This is a genomic window from Christiangramia gaetbulicola (assembly GCF_003054225.1).
Taxonomy (GTDB): domain Bacteria; phylum Bacteroidota; class Bacteroidia; order Flavobacteriales; family Flavobacteriaceae; genus Christiangramia; species Christiangramia gaetbulicola.
In genome coordinates, this window is record NZ_QBKQ01000001.1 from 860470 (window position 1) to 877575 (window position 17106).

Below are 17106 nucleotides of genomic sequence, written 5' to 3' on the forward strand. Positions count from 1 at the left end.
TTCAAATCTGTTGATCAACCAAGCTAAACCTATTTAAAAATGGGGCATACCAGGAAAACAGATCAAAAAATCATCATGCCTTTTAAACCAAACCGTTAGCCATACTTTTTTTATTACATTTACGTAAACGAAAACCCTAGTAAATTACTAGTTTTATAGATTGAATGTTTACTCTTATGCCCCAGAAAACCTATACAACCCAAACGATACCTAATATGAAATCTGCAGGAACTTATAATATGAACTAAAATTTGAATTTTAAGAAATCACCGGTTTTAAGGAAGTAAGCAGACCCCAAATCTTCAAAATTTCCTTCTGAAATAATCGCCTTTAGATATTTCCTTATTAGAATAATGAAGCTCCTAAAGGTAATGATCATCTTAACTATGATTAAATGAATATAAGTTATATAAAGGAGAGGCAATTAGACCTGCAAATAAGGTATCCTGATAGATCCAGCGACGCTTCCCTTAAAAAACTTAAAGAAAATAACCGCCTGGAAGATCTTCTGGATGAGCATAATTGTGACTTTCAAAATATCATGAAAGTCAAAGACTGGGTTTCTTCCAAATGGGAAAATGACTGCAAAATTTTTAAAGCTCAGGCCGAAAAAAGGTCTATTCCTAAAACATCAGAAAGTACGGATGACCACAGGGGTATTGAATATAGCTTAATATTAAAGGCATGTCTGCGTTCACTTGGGTTTACCGTTAGAACTTTATTTTTAGAACCCGGGGATCATGCAGAAGAAGGACAAAGAAAAAAGCATGTTCTCTTTGAGGCCTACTTAAGCGACCGGAAAAAATGGTTCCTGATAGATCCTATTTTCGATATTGTGGTCCAGCAGAATGAGGTGCCGCTCAATGCAGTTGAATTTCAGCAGGCCCTGGTACATGAAGAAGAACTGGAATTAGGGAATACCTTAAAGTTGCTGAGCAGCGTGGAATACCTTGAATGGATTGGTCCTTATCTTTTCTATTTTACGACCAGCCTTAATAAAGGCGGCGGTAACATCTGCAGTAGAATCCTTGGAAGCAAGAAGAAATTAACCCTGGTCCCGGTAGGCATAAAACCTTTTGGGAAATTTCAGAAATCCTTAAAAAAAAGAAACAGGCTCATAACTCACTCCATTGCCGATTTTTATGTGGCTCCCAAAAGCTAGGCCTCTGCCTCACCACCTTCATTTCTGCTCCCCGTATCCTCGCTTGGATCCAATTCCCCCTGCTTTTTATTTTCATTTTCCGGTTCACGGTGTTCTATAGGCACCACTACTTCGGGAACATCTGTATCTTCAATATCCCTGGCTAAAGGTCCTTTTTTATCGGGATCTTCTTTTGGCTCCTCGCTGCCGGGCATACTTTTAATATAAATATCCCTTTGCGGGAATGGTATCTGGATATTCGCCTCTTTAAAGGCATTGTAAACCCCTATGGAAATATCACTTTTTGCCTGCAACCAGTTCTCATAATGACACCAGAACCTTAAGGTGAAATTCAGGGAGCTTTCGCCAAAATCCATAAATAGAGCCTGCGGTGGCGGTTGCTTCAGCGTATATTTGTGACCTTCGGCCACTCTAAAAAGGACCTTTAAAACCTCATTAGGATCTGAACTATAAGTAGTACCCACATGAATCTCCACACGCTTGGTATTATTGGAAAGCGTCCAGTTAATAAGATCATTAGAAATAAGATTATTGTTCGGGACGATCACCTCTGCCCCGTCAAAAGTGGTGATATTCGAAGAGCGAATGCCAATGCGGTTAACGGTTCCCAACAGTTTGTCTACTTCCACCGTATCCCCTTTTATGATAGGCCTTTCAAAAACCAGGATCAATCCCGAGACAAAATTCGAGATCACGGTTTGCAGCCCGAAACCAATTCCCAAGCCCAATGCCCCGGCCATCAGGTTAAATTTACTTAGATCTATTCCCAGCGAGGAAAGAGCCAGCACGATCCCGAAAGCGATAATAAGGTACCGGATAATGATCGAAATAGCCGTAGGAACTCCCTTAGGCAATTTCAGGCTTTTTAATACCCCATCCTCATCATTCAGAAGAAAAGCAATGATGCGCGTGAGCAGAAAGGATATAAAAAGGATGAGAATAAAAGAGAATACATCGTTAAGAGTAAAACTGGTACTACCAACGGTGTAAACCTCCTCCAGTATATCTTTCACATAGGCTACCAAAGGTTCAAGTTGGTCTATAAGCTTTAAGAAAAGCAGGAACCAGATAAAGATGAGTCCAGACTTTATGATCCTGAACACCTTCTTTTCGGTATAAAATTTCTTCCTTATATCAACAGCTTCCTTGGCATGATAATGCCTGTGAATTATACTCAGGAAAACAGAATACAACACCATCAGTAAAGAATTGAACCAGATAAGAAGTACGCCACTACGGCTAAGTATTTTCAGACTAAGATCTGTGAGGTTCACATAACCGAGAATATTAGAAACCAGGGCGACAATTCCCAGCAGGTAAGCAATGGGAATAAGTATGGAAAGAAACCAGCCCAGACTCCATTTTTCATGTTTCTTTTTTGCTCTGAACGGCCTGGTATAGGCAATAAGGATACCCAGGATAAGAATGGTTTCAGTAAGCAGGTAAAGCCGATATTGTTCTGCATTGAACCAGGCATAGGTTTTTACCGAATTCAGTATATACAGGAAAACAGCGAAATAAAGTAGCTTCCTGTATTTCTCATCTACAAAAGTGATCCATAAAGGGACAGAGCATAGCAGCAGAAGCAGGCTGTTGATATCCAGGAAAAGCTTTGGCAGGGGAACAAAGAAATACCTCGCCAGCAATAGCGACAGGAAGAAAATGGTTACGAGGTGATTTTGTAACAGAACCTTACTGGCCTGCTGAATATCGAGGTCCTTTTCTACCAGGGGATATTTTTCAAATGCCTTTTTTAAATAGACAACAAGTAAAGCTAGCAAAGCCACCAGGAACAGGAACAAAGGCAACGAGGACTTGTTATTATCTATGAAATTAAGAATACCTACTTTGGTGATCTCCAAGGAATTCATATTCTCTTCCCTTGACGGTTCTGAAATATTATCGAACGAACTCTGCCATATTGGAGGAATACGCTGGTAGAATAATTGATATACTTCAGAGCGTTTTAAAGCTTTTAGTCGCTCAATTATCTGAGAAGTTTCTTTATTCTCGCGGTTGATGCGGGATTCCAATTCCAGGAGTATATTGTTTTCTCCGGCAATGCTGTCCTTAAGCACTCGCAATTCCAGCCAGGTAGACCTGATGCTATTCTGCACTTCTAAGGGAAGATCCTTTTCGAGGGCATTATCATAGTTTAACTTCCAGGTAGCTTCTTCAAATTCCAGGTTTTCATAATACCGGGAATTCCGATTTTCTATTTCATTGATTTCAGATTCCCACCGCGAGAGGTAATTTTCAAAGCCCTCCCATTTAATAATAAGGTTATCAATTTTTTCCCTGTTTGGATTTGCCTTGAAAAACCTTTCAACATTTTCTCTTTGCGTGTTTAAAAAGCCTTCATAAATAGGAAATATAGAATCTATCTGGGTTTCATTGGCGTTTATTTTTTCCCTGATATTGTCGATGCTTTCATTGGTCTTCTCGATCTCCCCAATTATCTGGTCTAAAGGAATCACCTCCGGTTTCTCTACCTGAATAGTATCCGCCGAGCTTTCCTGGTCTTTCTCCTGAACCTCCTGGGCATTTGAGCAAACAGGCAGAACCAGAAAAACCAGGATTAAGATTAGTCTGTAAAAAGATGGAAATTTGCTAAGCATTCAAATTAAACTAGGATCCTTTCTAGCTAATATAAGATTTTATTTTTCTGATATGCAGAACTTTAAATCACAAAACCGCTATTTTAATTACCTTTTGAAGCTGAAATTTTATCCAACCTGTCATTTTGAAAAGATCCCTGGATCAATGGTTCAGGTGAAAAATGCAAACCCTTAAAGATTAGATCAAATTCTTAAAATTGGACCCCCTATACTATTAATTAGGACGGCTGTGTATTAACTTTTTCTTCGGAAAAAATGCCGTTTTAAAGCATCTATAAAACCTAACGGGTTAAATCTATCACAAAGGCCATCTAAAATTAATGAATGAACGTTCATTTTTATAGTTTTGCTGCAGATTTAAAAGTGCTATGAATATTACTTCCAAATCTGAAATAAAACGAAAAGCATTGATAGACGCCACTATAGAACTGGTGAATAACAATGGTTTCCATGCGACTCCCATGTCTAAGATTGCAAAGATGGCGGGAGTTTCAGCTGGTACAATTTACCTGTATTTCGAGAACAAACAGGACCTGGTAGACCAGGTTTATCTCGAGGTAAAAGCAGCTTTTACCAGTTATGCCTTCAGAAATTATAATGAAGAAATGAGCGTGGAAAAAGGTTTTGAGACCATCTGGAAGAATATAGCTGAATTCAAATTAAAGGAAGTTGAGGAGGCCTATTTCCTTTCGCAATGTGACAATACTCCCATAGTAGATGAACCTGTGAGGCAGCAAGGTTTGAAACACCTGCAGCCATTGCTGGATCTTTGGGAAAAGGGTCAGCAACAGGGTATCATAAAAAAGGTATCCCCTTATTCCCTTTATGCTTTCAGCATCTATCCTATTGCTTTTCTTATGAATATGCAGCAAAGAGGTGTTTACCAACTTACTCCTGAGCATATTGAAGAAGCATATGAAATGGCATGGCACAGCATTAAAAATTAAAAAAACAACGAATATGAAAGAGACCAAAAAGATCTTATTGAACAGCAGACCGGAAGGGAAACCGGACAATTCGAATTTCAAATTCGATACTGAAAATATACCTGAACCTAAAGATGGAGAGCTACTTCTAAAATCGGTTTATGTATCTGTAGATCCATATTTAAGAGGACGTATGAGTGATGCTCCTTCTTATATTCCGCCTTTTGAAGTGAATAAACCTATAAAATCTCTGGTTGTCGCAGAAGTACTGGAGTCCAAGCATGATAACTTTAAAAAAGGTGATCATGTATCAGGCATGCTGGACTGGAAAGAAGTACAGGTAGCCAAAGGTGAAGATATGATGAAAGTAGACAAGGAAAAAGCACCACTTTCAGCATACTTAGGGATCCTTGGAATGACCGGTCTTACGGCTTATCTGGGACTTACTGAAATTGGTAAACCTAAAGAAGGGGAAACCCTCCTGGTTTCTGGCGCTGCCGGAGCCGTTGGAAGTACTGTTGGACAGATCGGGAAAATACTCGGACTAAGAGTGGTTGGTATCGCCGGAACGGATGAAAAAGTTGAAATGCTGAAAAAGGAATTCGGTTTCGATGAAGGTATCAATTACAATACCACCGAAAATATGAGGGAAGCGATCAAAAAAACCTGTCCAGACGGAGTTGATGTTTACTTTGACAATGTTGGTGGAGATATTTCTGACGCTGTACTTTTCAATATCAATAAATTTTCCAGGACCGTAGTTTGTGGAGCTATTTCGATATATAACGAAACCTCGATTCCGCAAAGTAACAGCGTGCAACCATTTTTGATCAAAAAAAGCTCCCTGATGCAGGGATTTGTGATCTCAGATTTTGCCGATAAACATCCGCAAGGAGTGCAGCAACTGGCCAAATGGCTTCTGGAAGGAAAGCTAACCTATACCGAAACCGTAGAAGAAGGTTTTGATAACATTCCGCAGGCATTCCTAGACCTTTTCGAAGGTAAGAACAAAGGTAAAATGGTAGTAAAAGTATAATTGAGCTCTTTAATTAAAAGGACCTCAATTAAATAAGGATTTAATAATACTGGCTTTGAGTTTAAGCACGATTAACGCTAACAGCCAGCAAGAAAAAGAAACTAATAACTTAAAAACAGAAAAGACTATGAAAGTATTATTTGTATTAACATCGCATGACGAATTGGGAGACACGGGAGAAAAAACCGGATTCTGGGTAGAGGAATTTGCCAGCCCTTATTATACTTTACTTGATAAAGGTGCAGATATCACCGTGGCTACACCAAAAGGTGGAAAAGCTCCTATAGATCCAAACAGTGACACCGAGGATAATCAAACAGAAGCTACAAAGCGTTTTCACAAAGATGAAGCTGCGCAAAAAGTGATCAATAACACCAAGAAATTGTCTGAGGTAAAAGCAGAAGGTTTCGACGCGGTTTTCTATCCTGGTGGACACGGACCACTTTGGGATCTTGCTAACGACAAGACCTCTATTGAACTTATCGAGACTTTTAACCGTCAGGAAAAACCTATCGCTTTTGTATGTCACGCTCCGGCAGCATTGAAAGAAGTAAAAGGAACCGATGGTGAGCCGCTTGTAAAAGGGAAAAAAGTTACCGGCTTTACCAATAGCGAAGAAAAAGCTGTGGAGTTGACAGATGTTGTGCCTTTCCTTGTTGAGGATATGCTGAAAAAGAATGGCGGAATTTACTCAAAAGGTGACGACTGGGCAGAATATGTTCTTGTAGATGGAAATCTTATTACAGGACAAAATCCGGCATCTTCAGAACTTGTTGCTGAAAAGCTTTATGCGAAGTTGAAATAGATCGCTTAATATTCAAAATATCAAGCCTGCAGAAATTCTGCAGGCTTTTTTTGTGCTTTATCAGGCCGAATCAAGCTTAAGATGATTGTCTACTAAGCGGGAGCATAATCGCATGAAAATGTTTAATTTCGGCATCTGATTCAAAACCCATTTCAGGGGAAAACCAAAGAAAAATTCCATGAACAAACTTCAGGAAATAATTGATAAGCTTGGCCTGGAACCTCATCCGGAAGGTGGTTATTTTAAAGAGACCTATAGAAGTGAAGGTGAAATAAAATTAGATAGCCTGGGGGCAGAATTTGGTTCCAGCAGAAACTACAGCACCTGTATCTATTTTTTACTTACTTCAGATAGTTTTTCTGCCTTTCACAGAATTAAGCAGGATGAGATCTGGCATTTTTATGATGGTTCTCCAATCAGGCTTCATGTTATTTCAGAAATGGGAGAACATACCAGCCATATTATCGGGAAAGAACTTTTGAACGGAGAGCAACCGCAGTTGGTGGTAAAAGCCGGCGACTGGTTTGCCGCAGAAGTGATGAATAAAGATGACTTTTCGCTGGTGGGCTGTACGGTTTCGCCGGGATTCAGTTTTGAAGATTTTGAGCTTCCTTCCAGGGAGGAACTTATTTCCAAATTCCCTGAACATAAAAACCTGATCAGTCAATTCACTAAATAGAGTCCCATAAAATTTTAAGGATCACAGGCATAGATGATCCAGGAATATTAGCATAGAAATGAACGATAATTATACAGAAAACAACCAGGCAGAAACCGGAACCGAAAAAAGGACCGCTGAGAAACTTCCAGAATTTTATTCAAAAAGATTGATACTGGTATTTTCAGGCTTATTCTCTATCCTGTTCGGAACGGTATTGCTTCTAAGCAACCTTAAAAAAGCCGGGGAGAAAAAAGGAATTTACCAGGTCCTCATCTTTGTTTTTATTTATGTAGTCGGGATCATCTATACGATCCAATCGGTCAAGGCCGCATCAAACTGGTCGATTCCACTAAATATCCTGGGAGCATTAATCCTGAACGAATATTTCTGGAACAGATATTTGGGCAAAGACGTGGAATATGAAAAGAAGAGCTGGATCAAACCGGCGATCATCTCCATGTGTATTAGCATACCGGCCTTTTTAGCCCTTGTTTATTTGAGTTAAGATCGTGGAGAAGAGACTCAAATTCTTTAAAGCAAGCATCTCAGATCTCGAAGAAATCCAAAAGCTATTTGTGCAGACCATAAAGGCTGCCGGCCCTGCCCATTACAACCCTGCACAAATAAATACCTGGATTTCATCGGTGAAAAATACTTCCCGATGGACAGAAGCAATAAAAGACCAATACTTTCTACTCTCGAAAATTGAAGACACCTTAGTTGGTTTCGCTTCTCTAAAAGGTGGTTGTTATATAGACTTTATGTATGTTCATTATAAACATTTCAGAAAGGGAATTGCGAAGCAACTTTTAGCGCAACTGGAAAAGGAAGCATTGGAACTTGGGCATTATGAACTGACCGCAGATGTTAGTAAAACTGCCTTGGCTTTCTTTGAGCTAAATGGTTTTAAGATGGAAAAGGAAAATCAAAATATTAGGAATGGCGTTTTGATCACCAATTACCGGATGAAGAAGATCCTTCAGGATTAGAACACTCGTAAGGAGTTAATCCCACATATACATCAAGAAACTGTTTTTCAAAACTTTATATTAAATTAATAGCCGTAAAACCTGGTTATTAATGTTGAGATTCTTCAGAAGATTAAGGCACAAACTTGTACAGGATGGAAAATTCAGTAAATATCTGATCTATGCCGTGGGTGAGATCACCCTTGTGGTCATTGGGATCCTGATAGCCCTGGCGATCAATAACTGGAACCAGGATCGCATTATTGCCAAGAAAGAACAGTTCTACCTGGAAGGGCTTAGGAACGTATTTCAACAGAACAAATACATGTTGCAAAACCTTGTCGAGGTCAACAGATTGAACTACCAGAACTCCAAGAAAATTGTAGCTTTTATAGATGATTCCACGAATATTCCGGAAAAAGAACTGTCTGAATTCCTTTATAATTCCTTCTCAAATGAGATCGCTTATAATCCAAATAACTCTTTCCTGAATGAATTGATAAATTCGGGAAGCCTGGAAGATATTTCGAATCCTGAGTTACGCATACATCTCACCGGCTGGGAGTCTTTTATACAAAGTGTGCATCACCAGGAACTTTCCCTGGCTGCGGAACGTGAAGAAGTGCTTGATCTATTCCGAAGTAATAATGCCAGCATTCGTACGATCCTGGACCATGTAGGCATCACCACTAAAGACATGGGATTACCACAGGCAGGAAGCTATCAGAGTAACCTGGAAATTATCAACTCGCGCGAATTTGAGAATAATTTGCTGGTGTATATACTTACAAGTATCGTTACTGAAAATCAACATTATGAGCCTCTTATGAAAGAGATCGAAAGGATCCTTGCTCTAATTGAAAATGAAATAGAAACCTAACTGTTAGCGCGTTAACCAATCCACTGGTAATTGAAAACTTTTGTAATTTGCCCTGAATGGAAACTATCAAAAAACAAATCCTGGAAACATGGTTTATAAACCATAGAACCAACCTGAAATTACTCAATTCTATTACCGAAGAATCCCTCGCCTTTACGACCTCTAAAAGAGGGGGCGGAGGTGTAGGCCACCAACTGGCGCATTTGTACAATGTGAGGTACTGGAAACTAGAAAGATTTGATAAAAACATGGTTTCAGACCTGGCAACGATCAAGGCTAGTGATGAAAAGACAATCCCTTTTTTGATCGATTGTCATAATATCACCGCAGACCTGGTCGCAGAAATGTTAAAAAAAGGAATTGAAAATGACGGGCAGGTGAAAGGCTTCAAACGCGGCGTGGTTCCGCTTCTTGGCTATTTTATTCATCATGAGGCTCATCACCGCGGCAATATCCTTTTAACTTTAAAACGTTGCAGCTTTAAACTTCCAGATGACTTGAAATACGGCCTCTGGGAATGGAATAAAATTTGAATTTAAAGGAAAGATGGATTCAGGATTTTTAGAAATATCACCTGTATTGCCCAGCCAGGATGTAGAAAGGGATGTGAATTGGTATCATACCTATGCCGGTTTTCAAGTCTTGCACAAAGATGAAATGTATGCCGTATTGGGCAGGGAAAACCTGTGCATTCACCTGCAATGGCATGCAGATACAAAGGAAGACCCGCTACTGGGCGGGTCTGTAATAAAGATCTTTGTAAAGGACATTGAGCCTTTATTCAGGGAATTTGTAAAAAGAGGAACGGTTCCTGAAGATAAATTGAGGCTCAAAACAACTTGGAATACCAGTGAATTTGGTTTCTATGACCTTAACAAAAATGCGATCTTCATAGTTCAGGACCTCTAATTTTTCCTGGAAAGAACTTAGTAATAACTTCTATTGATCGTCTAATTGAATCGAATCTGGATTTGCTCCCAGCTTTTCAAGAATATCTCCGATGGATTCAGTCATTTTTGGAGGTCCGCATACATAGAATCGGCGGTCAAAATCCTTGATTTCTTTCTTTAAAAAATCCTCATCCAAATAGGCTTTGGTATAACTGGTATCTTCCTGATCTGTGATCACATAGGTCGCATTCTCGCCGAGCATGCTATCGAGCTCATCTTTCAGGATAATATCCTTATCTGTCTTATTTGAAAAAATGAGGTGATTATCATCCAGTTCATTATTCCTTCTCAAATCCCTAAGAATCGCTAAATACGGCGTGATGCCCGCACCACCCGCGATAAAATACCCGGGCCCTCTATATTCTATGGCACCCCAGGTATCACTAACGATCAGTTCATCTCCCGGTTTTAAACTATCCAGTTGCTCGGTAACGCCATCGTGATCTGGATAGATCTTAATGGTAAATTCCAGTTCATCTGCATCTGGAAGACTGGTAAAAGTGAAGGGGCGTTTTTCATCTTTCCAGTCCTCTTTGTTTATAGCAACTTCGGTAGCATGACCCGGAGTGAAATCATATCCTGAAGGTTTTTCAGTTACAAAACGTTTTACATCGTGAGTAACCTGGCCAATAGACTTTATCTTAACTTTCTCTTCCATAATTTTTCTTTTTAAGGTAAAATTTTTCCACTTAAAAATGCCATGAAAGCAGCTTATAACCAGATTTTTAACTGAATTTAAACAGAATCAAATCTTATTTTAAGGAAGTTTAATATTTAAGCATTAAGCCGCATTGATCTCTTGCATCACTTCAGAAAATATTCTCGCAGATCTTAGCCTGTCTTCCTGATGATAAATATGGGAGGCCACGATAACTTCGTTCACCCCGGTTTGTTTCAGGAAATCTACCGTTTTTTCCTTCACTAGCTGCTTATCCCCAACAAAGGAATACTGCAGCATTCGCTGTAAAGAAGGATTGTCTCTTAGCTGAATAAGATCTGGGGTCATTTCTACTGGCCTTTGCAGGTAATCTAAATTACCCGTCATCACCCCCAGCATCATTTTCAGGGAGCTGGTAGAAATCTTATCTGCCTCTTCCTGTGAATCTGCCGCGATAACATTAATACCGGCAATACTGTAAGGTTCATCCAGATATTCTGAAGGCTGAAATTCCCGATAATAGATCTCCATCGCCTGGAACAATTGCGCAGGTGCGAAATGACTTGCAAAAACATATGGCAATCCTTTAGCAGCGGCAACATGGGCGCTATCTGTACTGGATCCCAAAACATACATAGGTACTTCAACTCCTTCGGCCACGGTGGCTCTTACTTTGGTGCTGCCATTCTCATTTTTGAAATAACGCTGAATCTCATCTATTTCATGCGGAAATTTAAATACCGAATTCATCCTGTCACTACGTATCGCATGAGCGGTCACCTGGTCTGTTCCCGGCGCCCTTCCCAGTCCCATATCTATCCTGTTTGGATAGAGAGAACCAAGAGTTCCAAATTGTTCAGCAACAATAAGCGGGGAATGATTTGGCAACATGATCCCGCCAGATCCTATCCTGATCTTATCGGTTTTTGAAGCGATATGACTCATAAGGACAGTGGTGGCAGAACTGGCAATACTCACCATATTGTGATGTTCTGCAAGCCAGAACCTTTTATAACCCAGGGATTCTGCGGTGCGAGCCATTTCAACGCTATTTTCAAATACTGTATGATGTGGAATATCCTGTCCTACCACGGCAAGCTCGAGGACCGAATAATCTATATTTCTCTTTTTAGACATATATTATAAATTAAAAAGCCGGCATTGCTGCAGGCCTGGCTTTGGTCTGAAATTAAGCAAAACCTTACTGTTTTTCGGCAAAAACTTATGAATACCGAAGTCCATTAAATAGAAAAACCCCGGTAGAAGATCTACCAGGGTTTGCTGTACTCGAGGCGGGAATCGAACCCGCACTCCCGAAAGAACTGGATTTTGAATCCAGCGCGTCTACCAATTCCGCCACTCGAGCTTGTGGACGGCAAAAATATAAAAATTTTGGTTTAGAAAAATGAAAACTTGCTTATTTCTCAATTCGCTGTTTTCCAGTTTTTTTCTCTATTTCATTTTATACAATTCCTTAAATCAGATCATTCTGCAATGCTTCATTTTCAGCAGTTCTGATAGTATATAGCGAAAGTATAGTAACTAAATTGAATGATTTCGTGATCATATATGTTAGAGTACCCTAGTTTAAGCTCGGAGAAATTATTCCGTTGGTAAGACATTTCGCGACCAGCTCGGTAGTATTGGTACAACCGCTTTTCTGCAAAATGTTTCTTCGGTGCGTTTTTATGGTATGATGGGAAAGATTAAGGTCTTTCGCGATCTGGCCAGCATTCAGACCTCTCGATAATCTTATCACTATTTGTTTTTCCCTTTCAGAAAACAACTCAGAAAGATCCTTTTTTCCTCCTTCGCAGGCCTCGGGATCAAATTCCCCTTTAGAGGTCTCTACATTGAAATAACACTTACCGTCGTCCATATTAATGAAGGATACCGCGCTGGTGCTGGTTACCTTTAGATGGGATACATCTGTTTGTATACATAGAACGTGCTCGGGCATTCCATTTTCAAGAACACTTAGCGGAATTGCCTGGTAAAGCATGGTTCTCACCTGCCCGGTGTGATCTTTCATCCGGTAGGAGTACATGTTTTTATAGCTGAGAACCTCTTCCTCATCCAGAAACGAGGTATAAAAATCACTGATCACTTTCCCCTTTAGATAAATATGCTGGATCTCCTCTGGCAGTAAGGTTTCCAGCAGATCTTTAAGTTCTACCTTGCTGGCATCCATTCCCACAAATTCTTTAACTGATTCTGAAATATATTCCAGTTCAAAATCATGGGTATTTACAATATAAAAATAGGAGTTTCCCGGGGCGAACATGGAGGCATACTTCTTAAAATCCTGTGAGATTTCAAATGGTCTATACTCCTTCACCCGGCTGGAATATATCTCTTTCCAATAATCTGTGATCTTCTTGAGATCCTTATCCATAAAAATAGAACTATAGTAAGGGTAAATATAGGAATTATAAAAATTCCGGTATACCCTAATGCGCATTTTCAGAACCAATCCCGGCTACTGAAAATACAAAAAGCCTCCAGAAAATTTCTAAAGGCTTTTATGCCAAATAAGTCTGATGAATATTAGCTTCTGGAATCATAATGATCTTTCTACACCAAAGAAGAAAAACAGTCTGGAAATTCGTCCCTACCCAAATTTCCAAATGCAATGAAGCTATCTACGATTATCATTTATTTGGCATAGCTAAGTTATGCACAGCTACCGAGTGAAAAAATACCACTAAAGAGGTATTCTCAATGTTCTAATCTTGTAGTTCTTTAGATTTTTGGAATAGTTATTCATCTTTGCTTTTCGATGAATAAGTTGTATTTTCGGGTCTTTCCTTTTTAAAAGTTATATATGTCCCAATTTTGGCTTTACTTCAAGCTTGGTCTGGACCATGTTCTGGACTGGCAGGCATACGACCATGTACTTTTTTTGATCGTGCTGGTTGCTTCCTATGGTTTTAGTACCTGGAAACGAGTTTTGTGGCTGGTGACCTTATTCACCCTGGGGCATACCCTCGCCCTGTTTCTATCGGTTTACGAGATTGTAAGGGTAGATTCAAATTATGTGGAATTCCTCATCCCGGTAACTATTCTGGCTACAGCCATTTTTGATATTGCCACGGCAGGAAAGAAGGTTAGAAATACCAATTTCAATATACTTTATTTCACCACGGTTTTCTTCGGACTCATTCACGGGCTTGGCTTTTCTTCCTATTTTAAAATGATCGCTGCAGGTTCAGATAGTAAATTTCTGCCGCTTATAGAATTCGCTCTGGGGATAGAAGCTGCCCAGGTGATCGTTGTTCTGGGCGTTATGATCATTGGTTTCTTACTTCAGAATGTATTCAAAGTATCTAAAAGGGACTGGATACTTGTTACCGCATCCATTGTCACCGGGATCGTTCTACCTATTTTGATCGATAGTTACCTGGCGCTTTAGATATTCAATTTTTCAGAAGATTTTCTGCCAATAATCCTTTAATTTGCAGTCTATTATTTATTATTAGACCCATTAGTCTTTGCCTATTTCCATGAATAAGAAAAAACAACAAAAATTCGATAAAGCATATTTGAGAATTGCCCGAGAATGGAGTAAATTATCTCATTGTAATAGAAAACAGGTTGGCGCGTTAATTGTTAAGGATAGAATGATCATTTCTGACGGATATAACGGAACGCCTTCTGGATTTGAAAACTTTTGTGAAGATGAGGAAGGCTATACCAAGTGGTTCGTTCTACACGCTGAAGCCAATGCGATCCTTAAAGTTGCCGGCTCCACGCAATCATGTAAAGATGCCACTTTGTATATTACCATGTCTCCCTGTAAGGAATGCAGTAAATTGATACACCAATCTGGTATTAGCAGGCTGGTTTATCATATTGATTATAAAGATAACTCCGGACTGGAATTTTTAGAGAAAGCAGGAGTAGAACTTGAGCAGATAAGCGAACTTGAAGATTGAAAGGGAAGAATAAAATATACACACCGCTGTTATTAAGCATTGCCTGCGCCATTGGGCTTATCCTGGGTGCACGATTAAATTTTGATCCTTCAGACGAGCTTTTTACAGCCAATCCCAAAAAACAAAAATTAAACCGCCTTATAGATTATATCGACTACGAATATGTAGACGATGTGAATACAGACAGCATCGTTGATGTGACGGTGAATAAGATCCTGGAGAACCTCGATCCGCACTCGGTCTATATCCCAAAAGAAGAATACGCCAGGGTCACCGAAAACATGAAAGGTGATTTTGTGGGTATTGGCGTAAGTTTCTATAATATTCAGGATACCATTGTGGTGATTAAAGCACTGGAAGGTGGTCCCAGCGAAAAAATTGGAATACGCGGTGGAGACAGAATTTTGTACGCCAACGGCAAGAAACTTTTCAACCTGGATATCAGCGATGATTCCATCACTACGCAGTTAAAAGGAAAGGAAAACACCAAAGTAACCCTGAAGGTTTTACGCAAGGGCATTAAAGACCTGCTTACTTTCAAGATAAAAAGGGGAAAGGTTCCATTGAAAAGTGTGGATGCATCTTATATGCTGACCGATAGACTTGGTTATATAAAAATAGACCGTTTTTCTGAAACCACTTATAAGGAGTTCAGCGATGCCATTACAGAATTAAAGGCCAAAGGTGCTAAGGAACTGGCCCTGGACCTAAGGGATAATCCCGGAGGTTATTTATCTGAAGCCATCAATATTGCCGATGAATTCATTAAGGATGATAAACTGATCCTTTTCACCAAAAATAAAAGCGGAGCCATCGAAGAGACCTATGCGCAAAGAGAAGGTAGGTTCGAAGATGGAAAAGTATACGTGCTGATCAATGAAAATTCTGCATCGGCTAGCGAAGTGGTTGCCGGAGCGCTTCAGGATAACGATGTGGGTACCATTATTGGCCGCCGCTCCTATGGGAAAGGACTTGTTCAGCGCGAAATGGAACTTGGCGATGGTAGCGCAGTTCGCCTAACCATAGCAAGATATTACACCCCAACCGGCAGGTCTATTCAAAAACCATATGATAACGGTAATGAAAGCTACTTCAATGATTACATGCAGCGTTATAAGAATGGCGAATTGAACAGTGAAGACAGTATCGAAGTGAACGATTCTCTTAGGTATGTTACCCCCGGAGGCAAAGTGGTTTATGGAGGCGGAGGAATTATCCCTGATATTTTTGTGCCCAAGGACACCGATTCTGAAAAGGAAAAACTCACCTTTTTACTTCGTGCCGGCTACATGAGCAGGTTTGTATTTTCTATACTCGAAGAAAACCGGGAATATTACAACTCCATTAGCAAGGAAGAGTTCAGAAATGAGATCAATATTACCGATGAAATGATCAATGATTTTGACAGATATTTACGACAATTGAATATTGGCCTGAAATCTACCAGCGAATCTCACAAACCTCTTTTAAAGAAGTATTTAAAGGCTGAAATTGCACAGCAATTATTCGGAACTAATGTATTTGAACGGTATTTAAATGAAGATGACCGATTAATTGAGAAAGTAATACAGTTGTCCAATGAAAAATAATATTTTGGACATTCCATGCAAAAAATTTTAGAATACTTGTCTGAGATCTGGCCATTTACACCATTATTCCTGTTCATAATCGCAGTATGTTTCAGACTGATGGATAACAGCGCCTACCTCTTCTTAAGAAAGGAAATTCTAATAAGCTCTTCTAACGTTTCCCGGAGTGTACTAAAAGATCAGATCAAAGCAACCGAAGACCCGGAATTCACCAAGCAATTAAAAAGAGCCTTGCTTTTCAGGAATCTTCAGCAAACCTTTATGGCTTCAGCAATTATAAGCCTGCCCGTTTGCGTGGCACTTTTCTATTTACTCTAACTTATCATGCACCTTGGTGTGCTCACCGTTGTTCCATTCGGTTAGAATATCTGTAGCCACGGCTGCACCACTACCGGTGGCGATAGCATACTGGCTTCTCCATCCTGCAAGCGTCCCCGCGACATACAATCCCGGTTTTACCAGATGATCGTCATTCTGTAACTGAATCCTGTTCTTGGCGGTTTTCGCCTTTTTATGCGGAATTAGATATTGCTCCAGACCTTTGATCCTAAAAGGACTTGTATAACCGGTAGCGATCACTAGCATTCTGGAATTAAATTCAGATTTGTTAGTTATGACCCTGTAGCCACCATCTATCTGCTGGACCTCTTTCACTTTTTCTCCTGAAATCTGATGCATTTCTGGATACACTTCAGCCAAATGACCTACACCTTCCTTCAGCACATCACCACCGTTGGTTCCAGGAGCAATTCCGAAGACATTTTTCAACAAGGCAGACTGTAAATGCGATGATCTTTGATGCAGGATAATTCCTGCTTTTTTGTTTTTCGCAAAGTTTTTCTGCAAACCTGAACCTACGACCATCGCACAGGAAAGTCCGGCGGCACCGCCACCTATGATCAATAGATCAAAATCCAT

19 protein-coding genes and 1 tRNA gene are annotated in these 17106 nt (G+C 39.8%); 14 read left to right on the forward strand and 6 right to left on the reverse strand.

Annotated features, from left to right (window positions below; translation table 11 throughout):
- Positions 1-394 precede the first annotated feature (394 nt).
- Positions 395-1162: a transglutaminase domain-containing protein gene (locus C8P64_RS03930; RefSeq protein ID WP_108170733.1), complete on the forward strand. Its 768-nt coding sequence runs from the start codon at positions 395-397 to the stop codon at positions 1160-1162.
- Here the strand turns inward: C8P64_RS03930 and C8P64_RS03935 are convergent.
- On the reverse strand, positions 1159-3780 hold the full coding sequence (locus C8P64_RS03935; RefSeq protein ID WP_108170734.1) for a mechanosensitive ion channel domain-containing protein: 2622 nt from the start codon (positions 3778-3780) through the stop codon (positions 1159-1161). The genes C8P64_RS03930 and C8P64_RS03935 overlap by 4 nt on opposite strands.
- Before the next feature lie 368 nt (positions 3781-4148).
- Here C8P64_RS03935 and C8P64_RS03940 point away from each other — a divergent pair, with 368 nt between their 5' ends.
- The 9 genes from C8P64_RS03940 (at position 4149) to C8P64_RS03980 (ending at position 9965) form a co-directional block, all read left to right on the forward strand.
- Positions 4149-4727 carry a TetR/AcrR family transcriptional regulator gene (locus C8P64_RS03940; RefSeq protein ID WP_108170735.1) on the forward strand — a complete coding sequence of 193 codons (579 nt, stop codon included), beginning with the start codon at positions 4149-4151 and terminating at the stop codon, positions 4725-4727.
- A 13-nt stretch (positions 4728-4740) separates the two neighbouring features.
- On the forward strand, positions 4741-5742 hold the full coding sequence (locus tag C8P64_RS03945; RefSeq protein WP_108171273.1) for an NADP-dependent oxidoreductase: 1002 nt from the start codon (positions 4741-4743) through the stop codon (positions 5740-5742).
- Between the two features lie 127 nt (positions 5743-5869).
- Positions 5870-6547, forward strand: a complete 678-nt coding sequence (locus C8P64_RS03950; RefSeq protein WP_108171274.1) for a type 1 glutamine amidotransferase domain-containing protein — start codon at positions 5870-5872, stop codon at positions 6545-6547.
- A gap of 178 nt (positions 6548-6725) precedes the next feature.
- A complete protein-coding gene (locus C8P64_RS03955) occupies positions 6726-7226 on the forward strand; it encodes a cupin domain-containing protein (protein WP_108170736.1) in 501 nt (166 codons plus the stop codon).
- Positions 7227-7284: 58 nt separating this feature from the next.
- Positions 7285-7713, forward strand: a complete 429-nt coding sequence (locus C8P64_RS03960) for a hypothetical protein (protein ID WP_108170737.1) — start codon at positions 7285-7287, stop codon at positions 7711-7713.
- Between the two features lie 4 nt (positions 7714-7717).
- Positions 7718-8197, forward strand: coding sequence for a GNAT family N-acetyltransferase (locus C8P64_RS03965; protein ID WP_170106623.1), 480 nt, complete (start codon positions 7718-7720; stop codon positions 8195-8197).
- A gap of 91 nt (positions 8198-8288) precedes the next feature.
- A complete protein-coding gene (locus tag C8P64_RS03970; protein WP_108170739.1) occupies positions 8289-9056 on the forward strand; it encodes a DUF6090 family protein in 768 nt (255 codons plus the stop codon).
- A gap of 56 nt (positions 9057-9112) precedes the next feature.
- On the forward strand, positions 9113-9589 hold the full coding sequence (locus C8P64_RS03975; protein ID WP_108170740.1) for a DinB family protein: 477 nt from the start codon (positions 9113-9115) through the stop codon (positions 9587-9589).
- Between the two features lie 13 nt (positions 9590-9602).
- Positions 9603-9965 (forward strand): VOC family protein, encoded by a 363-nt coding sequence (locus C8P64_RS03980; RefSeq protein ID WP_108170741.1) that lies wholly within the window; start codon positions 9603-9605, stop codon positions 9963-9965.
- A 30-nt stretch (positions 9966-9995) separates the two neighbouring features.
- Here the strand turns inward: C8P64_RS03980 and C8P64_RS03985 are convergent, their stop codons facing one another.
- The 4 genes from C8P64_RS03985 to C8P64_RS04000 all read right to left on the reverse strand — a co-directional run bounded on the left by C8P64_RS03985 (position 9996) and on the right by C8P64_RS04000 (position 13059).
- A complete protein-coding gene (locus tag C8P64_RS03985; protein ID WP_108170742.1) occupies positions 9996-10664 on the reverse strand; it encodes an FAD-binding oxidoreductase in 669 nt (222 codons plus the stop codon).
- Between the two features lie 123 nt (positions 10665-10787).
- Positions 10788-11801: an LLM class flavin-dependent oxidoreductase gene (locus C8P64_RS03990; protein ID WP_108170743.1), complete on the reverse strand. Its 1014-nt coding sequence runs from the start codon at positions 11799-11801 to the stop codon at positions 10788-10790.
- 147 nt (positions 11802-11948) lie between these two features.
- Positions 11949-12030 (reverse strand) — tRNA-Leu (locus tag C8P64_RS03995).
- Positions 12031-12246: 216 nt separating this feature from the next.
- Entirely contained in the window at positions 12247-13059 is an 813-nt protein-coding gene (locus C8P64_RS04000; protein ID WP_170106624.1) for a response regulator transcription factor, read from the reverse strand.
- A gap of 429 nt (positions 13060-13488) precedes the next feature.
- Here C8P64_RS04000 and C8P64_RS04005 point away from each other — a divergent pair, with 429 nt between their 5' ends.
- The 4 genes from C8P64_RS04005 (at position 13489) to C8P64_RS04020 (ending at position 16506) form a co-directional block, all read left to right on the forward strand.
- Positions 13489-14076 (forward strand): HupE/UreJ family protein, encoded by a 588-nt coding sequence (locus C8P64_RS04005; RefSeq protein WP_108170745.1) that lies wholly within the window; start codon positions 13489-13491, stop codon positions 14074-14076.
- 91 nt (positions 14077-14167) lie between these two features.
- Entirely contained in the window at positions 14168-14599 is a 432-nt protein-coding gene (locus C8P64_RS04010) for a deoxycytidylate deaminase (protein ID WP_108170746.1), read from the forward strand.
- The gene (locus C8P64_RS04015) at positions 14596-16188 is read left to right on the forward strand and encodes a S41 family peptidase (protein ID WP_108170747.1); all 1593 of its coding nucleotides are present in this window, start codon (positions 14596-14598) and stop codon (positions 16186-16188) included. The genes C8P64_RS04010 and C8P64_RS04015 overlap by 4 nt, the downstream gene beginning before the upstream one ends.
- Before the next feature lie 15 nt (positions 16189-16203).
- On the forward strand, positions 16204-16506 hold the full coding sequence (locus tag C8P64_RS04020) for a hypothetical protein (RefSeq protein WP_108170748.1): 303 nt from the start codon (positions 16204-16206) through the stop codon (positions 16504-16506).
- On the opposite strand, the gene C8P64_RS04025 is transcribed toward C8P64_RS04020, so the two are convergent.
- Positions 16498-17106: an FAD-dependent oxidoreductase gene (locus C8P64_RS04025; RefSeq protein ID WP_108170749.1), complete on the reverse strand. Its 609-nt coding sequence runs from the start codon at positions 17104-17106 to the stop codon at positions 16498-16500. The genes C8P64_RS04020 and C8P64_RS04025 overlap by 9 nt on opposite strands.